17 protein-coding genes are annotated in these 15,073 nt (G+C 63.1%); 11 read left to right on the plus strand and 6 right to left on the minus strand.

Annotated features, from left to right (window positions below):
- The first annotated feature begins 44 nt into the window (after positions 1-44).
- Positions 45-1,853: a phosphoenolpyruvate--protein phosphotransferase gene (ptsP, locus tag CT3_RS01495; RefSeq protein ID WP_066541876.1), complete on the plus strand. Its 1,809-nt coding sequence runs from the start codon at positions 45-47 to the stop codon at positions 1,851-1,853.
- 593 nt (positions 1,854-2,446) lie between these two features.
- Here the strand turns inward: ptsP and lipA are convergent.
- From lipA to CT3_RS01510, 3 genes are all read right to left on the minus strand, one after another.
- Entirely contained in the window at positions 2,447-3,427 is a 981-nt protein-coding gene (gene lipA / locus CT3_RS01500) for a lipoyl synthase (protein ID WP_066541875.1), read from the minus strand.
- Between the two features lie 13 nt (positions 3,428-3,440).
- The gene (gene lipB, locus CT3_RS01505) at positions 3,441-4,082 is read right to left on the minus strand and encodes a lipoyl(octanoyl) transferase LipB (RefSeq protein WP_255578391.1); all 642 of its coding nucleotides are present in this window, start codon (positions 4,080-4,082) and stop codon (positions 3,441-3,443) included.
- A gap of 92 nt (positions 4,083-4,174) precedes the next feature.
- Entirely contained in the window at positions 4,175-4,471 is a 297-nt protein-coding gene (locus CT3_RS01510; protein WP_066541867.1) for a YbeD family protein, read from the minus strand.
- A 227-nt stretch (positions 4,472-4,698) separates the two neighbouring features.
- Here CT3_RS01510 and CT3_RS01515 point away from each other — a divergent pair, with 227 nt between their 5' ends.
- The 10 genes from CT3_RS01515 to CT3_RS01560 all read left to right on the plus strand — a co-directional run bounded on the left by CT3_RS01515 (position 4,699) and on the right by CT3_RS01560 (position 12,735).
- Positions 4,699-5,178, plus strand: a complete 480-nt coding sequence (locus CT3_RS01515; RefSeq protein ID WP_066541865.1) for an ATP synthase subunit I — start codon at positions 4,699-4,701, stop codon at positions 5,176-5,178.
- 14 nt (positions 5,179-5,192) lie between these two features.
- Positions 5,193-6,056 (plus strand): F0F1 ATP synthase subunit A, encoded by an 864-nt coding sequence (gene atpB / locus CT3_RS01520; protein ID WP_066541863.1) that lies wholly within the window; start codon positions 5,193-5,195, stop codon positions 6,054-6,056.
- Between the two features lie 49 nt (positions 6,057-6,105).
- On the plus strand, positions 6,106-6,354 hold the full coding sequence (atpE, locus tag CT3_RS01525; RefSeq protein WP_011803767.1) for a F0F1 ATP synthase subunit C: 249 nt from the start codon (positions 6,106-6,108) through the stop codon (positions 6,352-6,354).
- A 35-nt stretch (positions 6,355-6,389) separates the two neighbouring features.
- The gene (locus CT3_RS01530) at positions 6,390-6,860 is read left to right on the plus strand and encodes a F0F1 ATP synthase subunit B (protein ID WP_066541861.1); all 471 of its coding nucleotides are present in this window, start codon (positions 6,390-6,392) and stop codon (positions 6,858-6,860) included.
- Positions 6,861-6,870: 10 nt separating this feature from the next.
- Positions 6,871-7,410, plus strand: coding sequence for a F0F1 ATP synthase subunit delta (locus tag CT3_RS01535; RefSeq protein WP_066541860.1), 540 nt, complete (start codon positions 6,871-6,873; stop codon positions 7,408-7,410).
- Positions 7,411-7,456: 46 nt separating this feature from the next.
- The gene (atpA, locus tag CT3_RS01540) at positions 7,457-9,016 is read left to right on the plus strand and encodes a F0F1 ATP synthase subunit alpha (RefSeq protein ID WP_066541859.1); all 1,560 of its coding nucleotides are present in this window, start codon (positions 7,457-7,459) and stop codon (positions 9,014-9,016) included.
- 18 nt (positions 9,017-9,034) lie between these two features.
- Positions 9,035-9,901 (plus strand): F0F1 ATP synthase subunit gamma, encoded by an 867-nt coding sequence (gene atpG / locus CT3_RS01545; protein ID WP_066541855.1) that lies wholly within the window; start codon positions 9,035-9,037, stop codon positions 9,899-9,901.
- 34 nt (positions 9,902-9,935) lie between these two features.
- On the plus strand, positions 9,936-11,345 hold the full coding sequence (atpD, locus tag CT3_RS01550) for a F0F1 ATP synthase subunit beta (RefSeq protein WP_066541853.1): 1,410 nt from the start codon (positions 9,936-9,938) through the stop codon (positions 11,343-11,345).
- A gap of 83 nt (positions 11,346-11,428) precedes the next feature.
- Complete coding sequence (locus tag CT3_RS01555; RefSeq protein ID WP_066541852.1) at positions 11,429-11,845, plus strand: F0F1 ATP synthase subunit epsilon; 417 nt, start codon at positions 11,429-11,431, stop codon at positions 11,843-11,845.
- Positions 11,846-12,057: 212 nt separating this feature from the next.
- Positions 12,058-12,735, plus strand: a complete 678-nt coding sequence (locus CT3_RS01560) for a DUF1294 domain-containing protein (protein ID WP_066541851.1) — start codon at positions 12,058-12,060, stop codon at positions 12,733-12,735.
- 75 nt (positions 12,736-12,810) lie between these two features.
- Here CT3_RS01560 and CT3_RS01565 read toward each other — a convergent pair whose 3' ends face one another.
- From CT3_RS01565 to CT3_RS01575, 3 genes are read right to left on the minus strand one after another with little or no spacing between them, the layout of a single operon-like run.
- Entirely contained in the window at positions 12,811-13,353 is a 543-nt protein-coding gene (locus CT3_RS01565; RefSeq protein WP_066541846.1) for a TPM domain-containing protein, read from the minus strand.
- A 1-nt stretch (position 13,354) separates the two neighbouring features.
- The gene (locus CT3_RS01570) at positions 13,355-14,260 is read right to left on the minus strand and encodes a TPM domain-containing protein (RefSeq protein WP_066541844.1); all 906 of its coding nucleotides are present in this window, start codon (positions 14,258-14,260) and stop codon (positions 13,355-13,357) included.
- A gap of 27 nt (positions 14,261-14,287) precedes the next feature.
- Positions 14,288-14,881, minus strand: a complete 594-nt coding sequence (locus CT3_RS01575; protein ID WP_066541843.1) for a LemA family protein — start codon at positions 14,879-14,881, stop codon at positions 14,288-14,290.
- Positions 14,882-15,073: the final 192 nt, after the last annotated feature.

Below are 15,073 nucleotides of genomic sequence, written 5' to 3' on the forward strand. Positions count from 1 at the left end.
GCGCAACGCGCCTTGCAAGGCGCACCAGAAGAAGGATTGACCGCATGACGTTCGCTATCCATGGCCTGGCCGTTTCCCGGGGAATTGCCATTGGACGCGCCGTCGTGGTGGCCTCCAGCCGCATGGAGGTGCGGCACTATTTCATCCAGCCCGAGCAGGTGGAGAGCGAAATCGCCCGCACCCGCGCTGCGCGCAATGCGGTGGTCGCCGAGCTGTCGCGCCTGCTGGAGAGCATGCCGGTGGATGCCCCCGGTGAAGTGGCAGCCCTGCTGGAAGTGCACCTGATGCTGCTGCAGGACGAGCTGATGGTCAACGGCGTCAAGCAGTGGATCACCGAGCGCCTGTACAACGCCGAATGGGCGCTGACCACGCAGCTGGAGGTGATCTCGCGCCAGTTCGACGAGATGGAGGACGACTACCTGCGCGAGCGCAAGTCCGATATGGAGCAGGTGGTCGAGCGCATCCTGCGCCACATGCGCGGCGTGGCCAGCCCGGTCTCGCCCGAGGCCTGCGCCGCCAAACCCCGGCGTGCCCCCGATGCGCAGCAGACACTGTCCGACGACATGACCGATGCCCCGCTGGTGCTGGTGGCCCAGGATCTGTCGCCGGCCGACATGCTGCAGTTCAAGCGCAGCGTGTTCGAAGGCTTTGTGACCGCCGTGGGCGGCAAGACCAGCCACACCGCCATCGTGGCGCGCAGCATGGACATTCCCGCCGTGGTGGGCGCACGCGCCGCCAGCCAATTGGTGCGCCAGGACGACTGGGTCATCATCGACGGTGACGCCGGCATCCTGATCGTCGATCCGTCGCCCATCGTGCTGGAGGAATACCAGTTCCGTCGCCGCCAGATGCTGCTGGAGCGCGAGCGCCTGACCCGTTTGCGGCACACCCCGGCGCAGACGCTGGATGGCCAGACGATCGAGCTGCTGGCCAACATCGAGCAGCCCGAGGACAGCCCCGCCGTGGTCAAGGCCGGCGCCGTGGGCGTGGGGCTGTTTCGCAGCGAATTCCTGTTTATGGGCCGGGGCGGAAAGCTCCCCGGCGAAGAAGAGCAATACCAGGCCTACCGCGCCGCGCTGGAAGGGTTGGAAGGCATGCCGCTGACCATCCGCACCATCGATGTGGGGGCGGACAAGCCGCTCGAAGGCAAGATCAATGCCTCGCTCAACCCGGCGCTGGGCCTGCGCGCCATCCGCTGGAGCCTGGCCGAGCCGGTGATGTTCCGCACCCAGCTGCGTGCCATCCTGCGCGCAGCGGCCCATGGCAAGGTGAACATGCTGTTCCCCATGGTGGCGCACCGCAGCGAGATCACGCAGATCCTGGCCCAGCTGCGGCTGGCCCAGTCCGAGCTGGACGCGCGCGGTGTGGCCTACGGCAAGGTGGAGCTGGGCGCGATGATCGAGATCCCGGCGGCGGCGCTGATGGTGCGCACCTTTTTGCAGTACTTTGACTTTCTGTCCATCGGCACCAACGACCTGATCCAGTACACGCTGGCCATCGACCGCGCCGACGAGGCCGTGGCCGAGCTGTACGACCCACTGCATCCGGCCGTGCTGCAACTGGTGGCCCAGGTGATCCGCGAGGCCAATGCCGCCGGCAAAAGCGTCTGCGTGTGCGGCGAGATGGCGGGCGATGTGGCGTTCACCAAGCTGCTGCTGGGCCTGGGACTGCGCAGCTTTTCCATGCACCCGGCGCAGGTGCTGGCGGTCAAGCAGGAAGTGCTGCGCACCGACACCCGCAAGCTGCATGACTGGGCGCAGGCGGTGCTGGATGCCGACGATCCGACGGCGGCGCTGCAGCAGACCGCAGACAGTCTGACGTCGCTGGCGGCGGTGGTGCCGGCGATGCGCTGAGGCCTGTCCCCGGTGTCTGTGCAAGATGCGCTGTGCGGGGTGTCAGGCAGGCATGCGGCGGGGTGTGGCGCAGGCGGTGGAAATAAAACACCCTTCAGATGAAAAAGTGATTGAGATTAATTCGCATTCAATGTTATAGTTCAGCCCATGGAAGCAGCCGACACCGTCCTGGTGGGAGCTTGAAGGTCGAGGCGGCTTCCCATGGTTTCATCGTGGGGCGACCTAAGGCCTGTAAAGCCTGAAAGTCGTTTTTTGCCAGCCAGCGGAATGCCCGGTTAGCCACGCAATTTTTTCACGCTGAAACCCGTGTGATCGAGAATTTTGACTGCGCCTTGCAGGCTGTTGCCGCAAGGCGTTTTTGTTTGTGCAAGGCATTGGTGACGGTGGCGCGCAGCGCGCCGCAACCAGCGCCGCACGGCCGCAGCCCTGCAGGCAGTGCAAGCCTCTGGTGCGGCCATCTTCGTATGCCTTGGCGCGGTGCCGCGCGGCCAAGTGCTGCGGGCCTGTTGCCCGCTGCGGCCATAAAAAAAGCCATTGCCCGCGGGCAATGGCTGATTGGCAGATTGGTTGGACGCCGGGGCAGCGCCGCGGGCTTACACGCCGGCGGCGTGGGCCTGCTGGTCGGCGTGGTAGCTGGAGCGCACCATGGCGCCCACGGCGGCGTGCGTGAAGCCCATCTTGTAGGCCTCCTCCTCGAACATCTTGAAGGTGTCCGGGTGCACATAGCGGCGCACTGGCAGGTGGCTGTTGGTGGGCGCCAGGTACTGGCCGATGGTCAGCATGTCGATGTTGTGGGCGCGCATGTCGCGCATCACCTGCAGGATTTCCTCGTCCGTCTCGCCCAGGCCGACCATGATGCCGCTCTTGGTGGGCACCTTGGGGTGCAGCGCCTTGAACTTCTTGAGCAGGTTCAGGCTGAACTGGTAGTCCGAACCCGGGCGTGCTTCCTTGTACAGGCGGGGCGCGGTTTCCAGGTTGTGGTTCATCACATCGGGCGGTGCCGAGGTCAGGATTTCCAGCGCGCGGTCATCGCGGCCGCGGAAGTCGGGCACCAGGATTTCGATCTGCGTGGTGGGTGACAGGGCGCGGATGTTCTGGATGCATTCCACAAAGTGGCCCGAGCCGCCGTCGCGCAGGTCGTCGCGGTCCACGCTGGTGATCACCACATAGTTCAGCTTCAGGGCGGCAATGGTGCGCGCCAGGTTCAGCGGCTCGTCCTTGTCCAGCGGGTCGGGGCGGCCATGGCCCACGTCGCAGAACGGGCAGCGGCGGGTGCACTTGTCGCCCATGATCATGAAGGTGGCCGTGCCCTTGCCGAAGCATTCGCCGATATTGGGGCAACTGGCTTCCTCGCAGACCGTGTGCAGCTTGTTGCTGCGCAGAATGTCCTTGATCTCGTAGAAGCGCGTGGTCGGGCTGCCGGCCTTGACGCGGATCCACTCGGGCTTCTTCAGCACTTCGGCCTGCTCCACCTTGACGGGGATGCGCGCCAGCTTGGCGGCCGCCTTCTGCTTGGCCAGCGGGTTGTAGTTTTCGGCGGACTGCGCTTCGCGCACGACTTCGTTGCTGCTCATGGTGTGCGTTTTTTCAGGGGGCGAGGCGGGCGATCAGCTGGTGGCCGAGCACGTGGGCAACCTCGTCCCAGGTTGTCTGGATGCCTATTGTAGAAAGGTCCACTGTGGGCAGCCCTGCATAGCCGCAAGGGTTGATGCGGGAGTAGGGCTCCAGGTCCATGTCCACGTTCAGCGCCAGACCGTGGTAGCTGCAGTGGCGGCTGACCTTGATGCCCAGGGCGGCAATCTTGCCCAGGCCGGTGAAATCGGGTTCGGGCGCGGCGCTGCCGGGCGCGCGCAGCTGGGGGCGCTGTTCCAGCCGGGCGTGGCTGCGCGGGTCGTCCAGGCGCACATAGATACCGGGGGCGCCGGCCACACGGTGGCCGGTCACGCCGAAGTGGTCCAGCGTGCGGATGGCGGCCTCTTCCAGGCGGTAGACATATTCCTTGACGAAATAGCCCAGGCGCTGCAGATCCAGGAGCGGATAGGCCACGACCTGTCCCGGTCCGTGGTAGGTCACCTGGCCGCCGCGGTTGGTGGCCACCACCGGAATGTCGCCTGTATGCAACAGATGGTCGGATTTGCCGGCCAAACCCTGGGTGAAGGTGGCGGGATGCTCGCAGATCCAGAGCTGGTCAGGTGTGTGCGCAGTGCGTGTGCGCGTGAATTCCTGCATGGCCTGCACCGTGGGTGCGTAGGCCGCCCGCCCGATCAGGCGGGCATCCAGCACCGGGGCGCAGGCCACGGCGGCCTGCGCCGTGGCGGTGGTCACAGCACCACCTTGACCATGGGGTGGGAGGTCAGGGCGCGGTAGAGGTTGTCCAGCTGCTCGCGGCTGGTGGCCGTGACGGTGATGGTCACGCCCAGGTACTTGCCGGTGCTGCTCGGGCGCAGTTCCACGGTGGAGGCGTCGAACTGGGGGTCGAACTCTTCGGCCACCTTGGTGATGGCGTGAACGAGGCCGTCCGTCTTGATGCCCATCACCTTGATGGGGAAAAGCGAGGGGTATTCGATCAGCGAATCCTTGCGCGGATCCTGTTCGTCTGGCGTGCTGTTGTCAGTCATAGTGCGTTATTCCCAGTTGTAAGCGGCGCAAGCACAGGGCTTTGCTTGGCTATGGGCGGCATTGTGCGGTATCGTTGCGCCCGTTTTCCGGGCAGGGTTGGCTTACAGCCGGCTGGCTGCACACAAATTCCCGAGTGCAAGAGGGTTCGCCCTAACGAATCGGACGGGTTTCTACTTATAATCAGAGGCTTTGTGAAAAAGTTTAGGTCTGCTGCGGGCGCTCCACGATGAAAAAAAATGCACCCTGGCAGGACGAACTTGAGGCCGAAGAAGAGGATTTCAAGCCTCTGAGCCCGGAAGAGGCGCAGGCCTGGCGTCGGCGCAATCCGTCGCTGTCGGTCTGGCGCATTGTGCTGGGCCAGGTGGCAGTCGGTGTGCTGGTGGCTGTGCTGGCATGGTGGATCAGCGGTCAGGCCCGTGTGGGCTGGTCGGCCGCGTACGGCGCCCTGTGCGTCGTGGTCCCGGCGGTGGTCTTTGCGCGTGGCGTCACGCGCGGTGGTCCGGCCGCTGGTGCAGGTTCCGCGATGACGCGCCTCTTTGGATGGGAATTGGTCAAGCTGGTGTTGTGCGTTGCCATGATGGCCGCCGCGCCGAGCTTGGTGAAAGACCTGAGCTGGCTGGCACTGCTCGCCGGCATGGTCGTAGTGATGAAAACGTATTGGATCGCGCTGCTGGTGCGATCCGGTGTCCGAAAAACTGAAGTTTGAGAAGAGAGTTGACGATGGCCGCTGATGCGAACGCCCCAACTGCAAGTGAATACATCGTTCACCACTTGCAACACCTGCAAAACATCAAGCAGAAGTCCGTCATCGATTTCTCGGTAGTCAACTATGACTCCGTCGCGGTCGCTGCCATCCTGGGCCTGCTGGGCATCTTCGTGATGTGGCTGGCCGTGCGCAAGGCCACCTCCGGTGTGCCGGGCCGCTTCCAGGCTGCGGTGGAAATGCTGGTCGAAATGGTGGACAACCAGGCCAAGGCCAATATCCACAACGCCCAGTCGCGCAAGTTCATCGCTCCGCTGGCACTGACCGTGTTCGTCTGGATTTTCCTGATGAACGCCATGGACATGCTGCCCGTGGACCTGCTGCCCGTGCTGTGGCAAGGCGCTACCGGTGACCACCACGCCTACCTGCGTGTCGTGCCCACCGCCGACCTGTCCACTACGCTCGGCCTGTCGTTCGCCGTGCTGGTGCTGTGCCTGTACTACAGCGTCAAGATCAAGGGCCTGGGTGGCTGGGGCCACGAGCTGGTGACCGCTCCCTTCGGTACCTCCAAGAATCCCGTCTTCGCCCTGATCCTGGGCGTGGTCAATCTGCTGATGCAGATCATTGAATACGTTGCCAAGACCGTGTCGCATGGCATGCGACTGTTTGGCAACATGTACGCTGGTGAGTTGGTGTTCATGCTGATTGCCCTGATGGGTGGCGCAGCGGCTATGTCGCTCTCTGGTGCGTTGCTCCCTGTGGGGCACATCATTGCAGGCACGATCTGGGCGATCTTCCACATCTTGGTGATCACCCTGCAGGCCTTCATTTTCATGATGCTGACGCTGATTTACCTCGGCCAGGCTCATGAAGCTCACTGACCCTTCCCCTTTCAACCTTTCAACTTTCCTTTAATCTCTAGGAGTCATCATGGAAAACATTCTCGGTCTCGTCGCTCTGGCTTGTGGTCTGATCGTTGGTCTGGGTGCTATCGGCGCTTCGATCGGTATCGCTCTGATGGGCGGCAAGTTCCTGGAATCCTCGGCTCGCCAGCCTGAGCTGATCAACGAACTGCAAACCAAGATGTTCATCTTGGCCGGTCTGATCGACGCTGCTTTCCTGATCGGTGTGGCTATCGCTCTGCTGTTCGCTTTCGCCAACCCCTTCGTCCTGGCCTAAGCTCCGATCAACGCCCTAGATAGAAAGGTGTTGCCGTGAGTATCAACGCGACCCTGTTCGTTCAGGCCATTGTTTTCCTGATCCTGGTGCTGTTCACGATGAAGTTCGTGTGGCCCCCGATCGCGAAGGCACTGGATGAGCGAGCCCAGAAAATCGCCGATGGCCTCGCTGCTGCCGACAAGGCCAAGTCCGAACTGACCGCTGTGAACAAGCGCGTCGAGCAGGAACTGAGCCAGACGCGCAACGAGACAGCATCGCGGCTTGCGGACGCCGAACGCCGCGCCCAGGCCATCATTGAAGAGGCCAAGGCCCGCGCGACAGAAGAAGGCAACAAGATTGTTGCCGCTGCCCGCGCCGAAGCTGAGCAGCAAGCCGTTGCCGCCCGTGAAGCCCTGCGCGAGCAAGTGGCTGCATTGGCTGTGAAGGGTGCCGAGCAAATCCTCCGCAAGGAAGTGAACGCCGGCGTCCATGCTGATCTGCTGAACCGCCTGAAGACAGAGCTGTAAGGAAAGCAAAATGGCAGAACTCGCCACCATTGCCCGCCCTTACGCCGAAGCATTGTTCAAAGCCAGCGCCGACAAGGGCGCTGATTTGGGCAGCACTGTCGCTTGGGTGGAGGAATTGGCGGCGATTGCCGCCGATCCGCAATTGCGCCAACTGGCCGACAACCCCAACGTGTCGAAGACGCAAGTGTTCGATCTGATCGCGGGTGTGGCCAAGTCGGCATTGCCCGAGGCCGCACGCAACTTTCTGCGTGTGGTCCTCGAAAACGGCCGTCTGGACGCGCTGCCCGAAGCGGCAGCACAGTTCCGCAGCCTCGTGAACAGCAAGAGCGGCTCTTCGGACGCCGTGGTGTTCAGCGCTTTCCCCATTGCGGATGCAGCGCTGGCCGAGCTGGGCGCTTCGCTGGAAAAGCGCTTTGGCCGCAAGCTGAATCTCACTGTGAAGCCGGATGACTCGCTGATCGGTGGCGTTCGCGTCGTGGTGGGCGACGAGGTGCTGGACACCTCCGTCAAAGCCCGTCTGGAACAAATGAAAGCGGCCCTCATCGCGTAATGCGCGCTTGAGGTCTCGGCTAAACACAAGAAAGAAGGAAAGAGTCATGCAACTCAATCCCGCAGAAATTTCTGAATTGATCAAGAGCCGCATCGAAGGTCTGGCTGCGAGCACCGACGTCCGTAACCAAGGCACCGTGGTGTCGGTGACCGACGGTATCGTGCGCGTGCACGGCCTGTCCGACGTGATGGCTGGCGAAATGCTGGAATTCCCCGCTGGCGCCGATGGTCAGGCTTCGTTCGGCCTGGCGCTGAACCTGGAACGCGACTCCGTGGGCGCCGTGATTCTGGGTGCTTACGAGCACATCAAGGAAGGCGACGTCGTCAAGTGCACGGGTCGTATTCTGGAAGTGCCCGTGGGCCCCGAACTGGTCGGCCGCGTGGTGAACGCCCTGGGTCAGCCTATCGATGGCAAGGGCCCCATCAACGCCAAGATGACCGACGTGATCGAAAAGGTTGCGCCTGGTGTGATCGCACGTCAATCCGTGGACCAGCCGCTGCAAACCGGTATCAAGTCCATCGACTCGATGGTGCCCGTGGGCCGTGGCCAGCGTGAACTGATCATTGGTGACCGTCAGACCGGCAAGACCGCCGTTGCCATCGACGCGATCATCAACCAAAAGGGTCAAGGCGTTACCTGCATCTACGTGGCAATTGGTCAGAAGGCTTCTTCGATCAAGAACGTGGTGCGTGCCCTGGAACAAGCTGGCGCGATGGAATACACCATCGTGGTGGCTGCGACCGCTTCCGAATCCGCTGCCATGCAGTACGTGTCGGCCTACTCCGGCTGCACGATGGGCGAATACTTCCGCGACCGCGGTGAAGACGCCCTGATCGTTTATGACGATCTGTCCAAGCAAGCTGTGGCTTACCGCCAAGTGTCGCTGCTGCTGCGCCGTCCCCCAGGACGTGAAGCTTTCCCTGGCGACGTGTTCTATCTCCACTCGCGTCTGCTGGAGCGTGCCGCTCGCGTGAACGCCGACTACGTCGAAGCTTTCACCAAGGGTGAAGTGAAGGGCAAGACCGGTTCTCTGACCGCTCTGCCTATCATCGAAACCCAAGCCGGTGACGTGTCCGCCTTCGTGCCTACCAACGTGATCTCGATCACGGACGGCCAGATCTTCCTGGAAACCAACCTGTTCAACGCTGGTATCCGTCCCGCTATCAACGCCGGTATCTCGGTGTCCCGCGTGGGTGGTTCTGCACAGACCAAGCTGGTGAAGGGCCTGTCCGGCGGTATCCGTACCGACCTGGCACAGTACCGTGAACTGGCTGCGTTCGCGCAGTTCGCTTCCGACCTGGACGAAGCCACCCGCAAGCAGCTGGACCGCGGTGCCCGCGTGACCGAACTGCTGAAGCAAGCCCAGTACAGCCCGCTGTCCACTGCGCTGATGGGTGTGTCGCTGTTTGCCGTGAACAAGGGTTTCATGGACGACATCGAAGTCAAGCAAGTGCTGCCTTTCGAAGCTGGTCTGCACCAGTTCCTGAAGTCCAGCCACGCTGCCCTGCTGGACCGTCTGAACGAAAAGCGTGCTTTCGACAAGGAAGGCAAGGACGAGGCCGAATTGACCGCTGCCGTCGCTGCGTTCAAGAAGTCGTTCGCTTAAACCGGACGAGGAGCCATCATGGCAGCAGGTAAGGAAATACGCGGCAAGATCAAATCGGTGGAAAACACCAAGAAGATCACCAAAGCCATGGAAATGGTGGCTGCATCCAAAATGCGCAAGGCGCAGGACCGGATGCTGGCTGCCCGTCCATACAGCGAAAAAATCCGCAACATTGCAGCCAACCTTGGTCAAGCCAACCCTGAGTACGTGCATCCGTTCATGCAAGTGAACGATGCCAAGAAGGTCGGCGTCATCGTGGTGACGACCGACAAGGGCCTGTGCGGCGGCATGAACACCAACGTGTTGCGTGCCGTCACGACCAAGCTGCGTGAACTGCAGGATGCGGGTATTACGACAGAAGCAGTGGCCATTGGCGGCAAGGGACTGGGTTTCCTGAACCGTGTCGGTGCCAAGGTGGTTTCCCACGCTACAGGCCTGGGTGACACGCCGCATCTCGACAAGCTCATCGGGCCTGTCAAGGTGCTGCTGGACCAATATGCTGAAGGCAAGCTGAGCGCGGTGTACGTGGCGTACACCAAGTTCATCAACACCATGAAGCAAGAGTCGGTGGTGGAGCAGCTGCTTCCCCTGTCGTCCGAAAAAATGCAAGCCGAGAAGACGGGTGCATCGTGGGAATACATCTACGAACCTGACGCCCAGAGCGTCATCGACGAACTGCTGGTTCGTTACGTGGAATCCCTCGTGTACCAGGCGGTGGCGGAAAACATGGCGTCCGAGCAATCGGCGCGCATGGTGGCCATGAAGGCCGCAACCGACAATGCCGGCAACGTCATCAGCGAGTTGAAGCTGGTCTACAACAAGACGCGTCAGGCAGCGATTACGACCGAGTTGTCGGAAATCGTGGCAGGCGCCGCCGCTGTGTAAACGGCTTTAACGCACAAACAGATTGGAGCAAAGAATGGCTCAAGTACAAGGCAAGATTGTTCAATGTATCGGCGCCGTGGTGGACGTGGAGTTCGCCCATGGTGAAGTGCCCAAGGTCTACGATGCGCTGAAGCTCGAAGGCTCGGCCCTGACGCTGGAAGTTCAGCAACAGCTGGGCGACGGCGTGGTGCGTACCATTGCGCTGGGTTCTTCGGACGGTATCAAGCGTGGCCTGATGGTCACCAACACGGGCAACCCCATCACCGTGCCCGTGGGCAAGGCCACTCTGGGCCGCATCATGGACGTGCTGGGCAACCCCATCGACGAGCGCGGTCCCGTGGACCAGACTCTGACGGCTGCCATCCACCGCAAGGCTCCTGCGTACGACGAACTGTCGCCTTCGCAGGAACTGCTGGAAACCGGCATCAAGGTGATCGACCTGGTCTGCCCCTTCGCCAAGGGCGGTAAGGTGGGCCTGTTCGGTGGTGCCGGTGTGGGCAAGACCGTGAACATGATGGAACTCATCAACAACATCGCCAAGGCCCACAGCGGTCTGTCGGTGTTCGCTGGTGTGGGTGAACGTACCCGTGAAGGCAACGACTTCTATCACGAAATGTCGGACGCCGGCGTGGTGAACCAAGAGTCTCTGAACGACTCCAAGGTCGCCATGGTGTACGGCCAGATGAACGAGCCCCCAGGAAACCGTCTGCGCGTGGCGCTGACCGGCCTGACCATGGCTGAAGCGTTCCGTGACGAAGGCAAGGACGTGCTGTTCTTCGTGGACAACATCTACCGCTACACCCTGGCCGGTACCGAAGTGTCCGCTCTGCTGGGCCGTATGCCTTCCGCCGTGGGCTACCAGCCTACGCTGGCCGAAGAAATGGGCAAGCTGCAAGAGCGTATCACCTCCACCAAGGTGGGCTCGATCACTTCCATCCAGGCCGTGTACGTGCCTGCCGATGACTTGACCGATCCTTCGCCTGCCACGACCTTCGCTCACTTGGACTCCACCGTCGTGCTGTCCCGTGACATCGCTTCGCTGGGTATCTACCCTGCCGTGGATCCCCTGGACTCCACCAGCCGTCAGCTGGACCCCCAAGTGGTGGGTGAAGAGCACTACAACGTGGCCCGCTCCGTGCAGGGCACGCTGCAGCGCTACAAGGAACTGCGCGACATCATCGCCATTCTGGGCATGGACGAACTGGCACCGGAAGACAAGCTGGTGGTGGCACGTGCCCGTAAGATGCAGCGTTTCCTGTCGCAGCCTTTCCACGTGGCTGAAGTGTTTACCGGCGCTCCCGGCAAGTACGTGCCTCTGTCTGAAACCATCCGCGGTTTCAAGATGATTGCCAACGGCGAAGCCGATCACCTGCCCGAGCAGGCCTTCTACATGGTTGGCACCATCGACGAAGCCTTCGAGAAGGCCAAGAAGCTGGCCGCCTAAGGTGAACTGCGGGCACGGGACGCGTCAGCGTCTCCTGCCTGTTCACCCCAAGCCCAGATTCCCACCTTTTCCTAGGAGCAAAGATGAACACCATCCACGTTGATGTGGTCAGTGCCGAAGAGTCCATCTTCTCCGGTGAAGCGCGCTTTGTCGCCTTGCCCGGTGAAGCGGGCGAGTTGGGCATTTATCCCCGCCACACACCGCTGATCACCCGCATCAAGCCGGGTTCGGTGCGCATCGAAATGCCGGACGGCAGCGAAGAATTCGTCTTCGTGGCCGGCGGCATTTTGGAAGTGCAACCCAACTGCGTGACCGTGCTGTCCGACACCGCGATCCGCGGCAAGGATCTGGACGACGAGAAGGCTCAGAAGGCCAAGGCTGCTGCCGAGGAAGCCCTGAAGAACGCCAAGAGCGAGCTGGACCTGGCCAAGGCCCAGTCCGAGCTGGCTGTCATGGCGGCCCAGATCGCTGCCCTGCGCAAGTTCCGCCAAAAGCGCTGATCTCCCGCGGGAGTTCTGCATGAAAGCCACCGCAAGGTGGCTTTTTTATTGCCGTGGCGTGGTGCCGGTGGACAACAGGTGCTCCGGCCTGACTGAAACGGGCTTTTCAGCGCCGGCGTGCGGCTGCGCAGTGCAGTCGCAGTTCCGGGTGGGGTGCGTTGCGGCAGTTGAAAAACTATTTTCTTTCCGGGCCCGGCCCCAAGGATGTGGATATGCGGTGCAGCGGTCGTCTGGTGCAATGGAATGAGGCCCGGGGTTTTGGCTTGGTGCAGATCGATGGCAGCGGCGAGCGGGTGTTTGTGCACATCAGCGCCTGGCAGCCCCGGCCCGCTGCACAGCAGCGCCCGCAGGTCGGCATGCCGCTGACCTTTGCGCTGGGCATGGTGCAGGGCAAGCCGCGGGCCCTGGCCGTGGCATGGCAGGAGCCCCATCGGCGCGCGCCGGTGCAGGGTCGGGCCCGGGCGGCAGGCGCCACGGCGGTACCGGGGCAGGTGCGGCGATCGCAAGGGGCACGCACGCCAGCCCTCCACCGTGGCGCTTCTAAGCCGTTGCTGGTCTTGGTCCTGTGGTGGGTGGCGGTCGCAGCGGTGTGGGGTGTGTCCGAATGGGTGGTGTTGGCCTATGCGGGGCTGAGCCTGTGGTGTTTCGGCACCTACTGGCATGACAAGCACCAGGCGCAGTCGGGAGGCTGGCGTACGCCCGAAGCCACCTTGCATGCCCTGGCGCTGCTGGGAGGCTGGCCGGGCGCTTTGCTGGCCCAGCAGTGGTTGCGGCACAAGTCGAGCAAACCGGAATTCCGTCAGGCGTTCTGGGCCACGGTGGTGCTGAACATGCTGGCATTCACCGGCTTGCATGTCCCCGCAGTGCAGGCGTGGCTGCTGCATCGCTGAGGTGCAGCAGCGCAGCGCGTGACAGATCCGGCGTCGGGCCGAAGGTAGGTGGCGGCTAGGGCGCGGTGTGACCGCTTACAGATCCTTGAAAAACCGGCCTTGGACCACCGGCGTATCGGGCAGGCTGGCGTCATGGCCGGTGTGGTGTGCGGCGTCGGCGGGGAAGTGCGCCGCCAGCAGGTCGGAGACGCGCAGCAAGGCGGTTTCCATTCCTTGCGCATAGGCATCGCGGCGGAAATCCTGCTGCATGCCCTCCAGCACGGCCTGCCAGCTGGCGGCCGGCACGGCGCGGTGCAGTGCGCGGTCGGCCACGATCTCGATGGCGTGGTCTGCCATCAGCAGGTAGATCAGCACGCCGTTGTTCTGCTCGGTGTCCCACACGCGCAGCTTGCCGAACAGCGCCACGCCCCGCTCGCGCGCCGTCGCGTCGCGCCAGATATAGCTATAGGGCAGGCCGCCTTCCACGCACAGGCGCACCTGGCCGCTGTGGCGCGCTTCGCTGGCGGCCACCTGGCGCTCCAGGCGCAGCAGGACTTCGGGCGGGAAGGCGCGGCGAACCTGGCCCTCGGTCCAGCGGTGGTGCAGCAGGCGCTGCAAACGGTTCCACAAGCCTGCCATGTCACCAACTCCCCGAGGCGCCGCCGCCCCCAAAACTGCCACCACCGCCGGAGCTGAACCCTCCGCCGCCACCGAAACCGCCACCGCCGCCAGAGCCTCCGCCCCAACCGCCGCCACCGATGAAGGGGCCGCCTCCACCGCCCCCGCCCCCGCGGCTGTTGGACAACAGGGTGAACAACAGGGCCAGCACGCCGGCACCGCCAGCCAGCAGCAGGCTGGTGGTCAGCACATAGGCCAGGAAGCCAGTGCCGCCACCCATGATGGCGGCCCCCAGTTTGTTGCCGAAGATGCCGCGCACGATGGGGCCCGCCACCATCACCCCGAAGAACAGGAAGATGGCCAACTCTTCCAGGTCCCAGCCCCGGTCTTGCTGGCGTGCGGGTTGGCTGGGGGCCGGGAGGGCTTCACCGGCGATGCGCGCAGCGACCTGGTCCAGCGCGGCCAGAATGCCGCCGGCGTAGTCGTTCTGGCGGAAATGCGGGGCCATCTGCTGGTCGATGATGCGGGCCGCCGCCAGATCGGGGATGGCGCCTTCCAGGGCCCGCGCTACCTCCATGCGCATGCGCCGGTCGTTCTTGGCGACCACGACCAGCAGGCCATCGCCCACGTCCTTGCGACCGATCTTCCAGCTGTCGGCCACGCGCCAGGCGTAGGCCGCAATGTCTTCCGGTGCCGTGGTGGGCACCATCAGCACGACCACCTGGGAGCCGGATTTTTCCTCGATGCCCCGCAGCCGGTTTTCCACGGCCAGGGCCTGCTCGGCCGACAGGGTCTGGGTCTGGTCCATCAGCCGTGCCGTCAGGGCGGGCACGGGCTGCAGCGGCTGCGCGACGGCAGGCTGCCACAGCAGTGCAAAGACGAGGAGGAAGAGAGCGCCCAGCGCGCGCCTGCGGTGCGTCAGAGGCATGGTGGATCCCGCTCCGGACGGCTGCACTTACTTTTTGCCGCTGGAGAAGTCCACCGTGGGAGGACGCGAGATTTCGGCCTCGTTCTGCACCGTGAAGTTGGGCTTTGGCTTGTAGCCAAACACCATGCCGGTCAGGTTGGTGGGGAAGCTGCGCGCCAGCACGTTGTAGTCCTGCACGGTCTTGATGTACTGGTTGCGGGCCACGGTGATCCGGTTTTCCGTGCCTTCCAGCGTGACGCGCAGGTCACGGAAGCCCTGGTTGGCCTGCAGCTTGGGGTATTGCTCGGCCACCACCATCAGGCGCGACAGCGCGCCGGACAGCTCGCCCTGGGCCTGCTGGAATTTGTTGAAGGCCTCGGGGTCGTTGATCAGCTCGGGCGTGGCCTGGATGGAGGTGGCCTTGGCACGGGCCTCGATCACCTTGGTGAGCGTGTCCTGCTCGAAGCTGGCTTCACCCTTGACCGAGGCCACGATGTTGGGCACCAGGTCGGCGCGGCGCTGGTACTGGTTCAGCACCTCGCTCCAGGCGGATTTGGTCTGCTCGTCCAAACGCTGGAAATCGTTGTAGCCGCAGCCGCTGAGGCCAAGGGCAAGGGCGAGAATGGCAAGCAGACGTTTCATGGCAGACCTCGTAGGCAATGTTCAGCAAAAGGCGCAAAGAAGCACAAATTGTGCAACAGAGCGACCGTTGGTCGGTGTAGGGCAGCAGGCACAGCGTGCGAGAGCACAGCGGCGTAGGGCCCTGCACAAAATCCCTGGGTTCTGGTGCACGGGTATGCTCCCCACATGCAGGCGCCCACTATCATGACGCAT

The sequence above is a fragment of the Comamonas terrigena NBRC 13299 genome (assembly GCF_006740045.1).
GTDB classification, from domain to species: domain Bacteria; phylum Pseudomonadota; class Gammaproteobacteria; order Burkholderiales; family Burkholderiaceae_C; genus Comamonas; species Comamonas terrigena.

What these genes read in the sequence shown, in the direction of transcription:
- ptsP (WP_066541876.1), top strand. Translation starts at nt 45, where the DNA reads ATGACGTTCGCTATCCATGGCCTGGCCGTTTCCCGGGGAATTGCCATT.
- lipA (WP_066541875.1), bottom strand. Translation starts at nt 3,427, where the DNA reads ATGAGCAGCAACGAAGTCGTGCGCGAAGCGCAGTCCGCCGAAAACTAC.
- lipB (WP_255578391.1), bottom strand. Translation starts at nt 4,082, where the DNA reads ATGCAGGAATTCACGCGCACACGCACTGCGCACACACCTGACCAGCTC.
- CT3_RS01510 (WP_066541867.1), bottom strand. Translation starts at nt 4,471, where the DNA reads ATGACTGACAACAGCACGCCAGACGAACAGGATCCGCGCAAGGATTCG.
- CT3_RS01515 (WP_066541865.1), top strand. Translation starts at nt 4,699, where the DNA reads ATGAAAAAAAATGCACCCTGGCAGGACGAACTTGAGGCCGAAGAAGAG.
- atpB (WP_066541863.1), top strand. Translation starts at nt 5,193, where the DNA reads ATGGCCGCTGATGCGAACGCCCCAACTGCAAGTGAATACATCGTTCAC.
- atpE (WP_011803767.1), top strand. Translation starts at nt 6,106, where the DNA reads ATGGAAAACATTCTCGGTCTCGTCGCTCTGGCTTGTGGTCTGATCGTT.
- CT3_RS01535 (WP_066541860.1), top strand. Translation starts at nt 6,871, where the DNA reads ATGGCAGAACTCGCCACCATTGCCCGCCCTTACGCCGAAGCATTGTTC.
- atpA (WP_066541859.1), top strand. Translation starts at nt 7,457, where the DNA reads ATGCAACTCAATCCCGCAGAAATTTCTGAATTGATCAAGAGCCGCATC.
- atpG (WP_066541855.1), top strand. Translation starts at nt 9,035, where the DNA reads ATGGCAGCAGGTAAGGAAATACGCGGCAAGATCAAATCGGTGGAAAAC.
- atpD (WP_066541853.1), top strand. Translation starts at nt 9,936, where the DNA reads ATGGCTCAAGTACAAGGCAAGATTGTTCAATGTATCGGCGCCGTGGTG.
- CT3_RS01555 (WP_066541852.1), top strand. Translation starts at nt 11,429, where the DNA reads ATGAACACCATCCACGTTGATGTGGTCAGTGCCGAAGAGTCCATCTTC.
- CT3_RS01560 (WP_066541851.1), top strand. Translation starts at nt 12,058, where the DNA reads ATGCGGTGCAGCGGTCGTCTGGTGCAATGGAATGAGGCCCGGGGTTTT.
- CT3_RS01565 (WP_066541846.1), bottom strand. Translation starts at nt 13,353, where the DNA reads ATGGCAGGCTTGTGGAACCGTTTGCAGCGCCTGCTGCACCACCGCTGG.
- CT3_RS01570 (WP_066541844.1), bottom strand. Translation starts at nt 14,260, where the DNA reads ATGCCTCTGACGCACCGCAGGCGCGCGCTGGGCGCTCTCTTCCTCCTC.
- CT3_RS01575 (WP_066541843.1), bottom strand. Translation starts at nt 14,881, where the DNA reads ATGAAACGTCTGCTTGCCATTCTCGCCCTTGCCCTTGGCCTCAGCGGC.